The sequence below is a fragment of the Streptomyces sp. SID5910 genome (assembly GCF_009862125.1).
Classification (GTDB): Bacteria; Actinomycetota; Actinomycetes; order Streptomycetales; family Streptomycetaceae; genus Streptomyces.
In genome coordinates this window covers 1-1473 of sequence record NZ_WWHX01000113.1, presented here as the reverse complement: position 1 = coordinate 1473, position 1473 = coordinate 1, and the positions used below count along the sequence as shown (strand labels likewise).

Genomic DNA, 1473 nt, shown 5'->3' with positions numbered 1-1473 from the left:
CAAGACGACCACCACGGTCGCCATGGACTTCGGCCGCATCACGCTCGACCAGGACCTGATCCTCTACCTGTTCGGCACGCCCGGTCAGGACCGCTTCTGGTTCATGTGGGACGACCTGGTGCGGGGCGCCATCGGCGCGGTCGTGCTGGTCGACACGCGGCGTCTGGCCGACTGCTTCCCGGCCGTGGACTATTTCGAGAACTCCGGGCTGCCGTTCGTCATCGCCCTGAACGGGTTCGACGGGCAGCAGCCGTACAACCCGGACGAGGTCCGGGAGGCGCTTCAGATCGGCCCCGACACGCCGATCATCACGACGGACGCGCGGCATCGGGCTGACGCGAAGTCGACGCTGATCACTCTCGTGGAGCACGCACTGATGGCCCGCCTCCGCTAGCTGTGCCCCAGCCTGCGGGCATGCGTGCCTGCCGGCGCCCGTCGCCGCCTGCCGGCCATCGGCCGCAGCCTGCGGGCATGCGTGCCGCCTGGGGCGGCACGGGTGGGCGCAGGCGGCACCCCGTTACGCCGGGTTGCGACTTGCCCCCTGCGGCCACTGGGCTGCGGGGGGCTGTTGCGTTGCCGGGTGCGGGTGCGTCGTGGCTGGTCGCGCAGTTCCCCGCGCCCCTGAGAGGCGCGCTGCCCCGACCCGGCGTCAAGAGGCCATGCGTAAATGCGCAGAGGCCCCCTCCTGTGTGGAAGGGGCCTCTGCGTGTGTGGGGTGCGGTCAGCGCCAGCTGTGGGGGGCTCGGAAGCCCGGCTCGCGTTCCAGGCGGCGCCAGCCCGCGCGGACGCCGCCGCCGCCGTGGGTCGGGGCGATCTCGGCGGGGCGAGCGGCGGCGCGGGCGAGCAGGAGGGCCGTGATCGCGGCGACCTCCTCGGGCTCGGCGTGGCCCTTCTCGACGCGGATGTCGGCGGGAGTGGTCATGGGAGTGGCTCCTCGGGTCACTGCGGCGGGTTGCCGTGTTTGCGGGAGGGTAGGTCGGCGTGCTTGGTGTGGAGCATGGCCAGGGAGCGGATGAGGACCTCGCGGGTCTCCGCCGGGTCGATCACGTCGTCCACGAGACCGCGTTCGGCCGCGTAGTACGGGTGCATCAGCTCGGTCTTGTACTCCTTGACCATGCGGGTCCGCATCGCCTCGGGGTCCTCCGCCTCGGCGATCTGACGCCGGAAGATGACGTTGGCCGCGCCCTCCGCGCCCATCACGGCGATCTCGTTGGTCGGCCAGGCGTAGGTGAGGTCCGCGCCGATGGACTGGGAGTCCATGACGATGTACGCGCCGCCGTAGGCCTTGCGCAGGATCAGGGAGATCCGCGGCACGGTGGCGTTGCAGTAGGCGTAGAGGAGCTTGGCGCCGTGGCGGATGATGCCGCCGTGCTCCTGGTCGACGCCGGGCAGGAAGCCGGGCACGTCCAGGAAGGTGACGATCGGGATGTTGAAGGCGTCGCACATCTGCACGAACCGGGCGGCCTTCTCGGA

At 71.1% G+C, this 1473-nt stretch carries 3 protein-coding genes; 1 reads left to right on the top strand and 2 read right to left on the bottom strand.

Features of this window, described 5'->3' with window-relative positions; genetic code table 11:
* A partial coding sequence (locus GTW67_RS03850; RefSeq protein WP_161163374.1) for a GTP-binding protein occupies positions 1-394 on the top strand: 394 nt, incomplete at its 5' end.
* Between the two features lie 327 nt (positions 395-721).
* Here GTW67_RS03850 and GTW67_RS03845 read toward each other — a convergent pair.
* Both GTW67_RS03845 and GTW67_RS03840 read right to left on the bottom strand, forming a co-directional pair.
* A complete protein-coding gene (locus GTW67_RS03845) occupies positions 722-922 on the bottom strand; it encodes an acyl-CoA carboxylase epsilon subunit (protein WP_161163373.1) in 201 nt (66 codons plus the stop codon).
* 17 nt (positions 923-939) lie between these two features.
* A partial coding sequence (locus GTW67_RS03840) for a carboxyl transferase domain-containing protein (protein ID WP_272920456.1) occupies positions 940-1473 on the bottom strand: 534 nt, incomplete at its 5' end.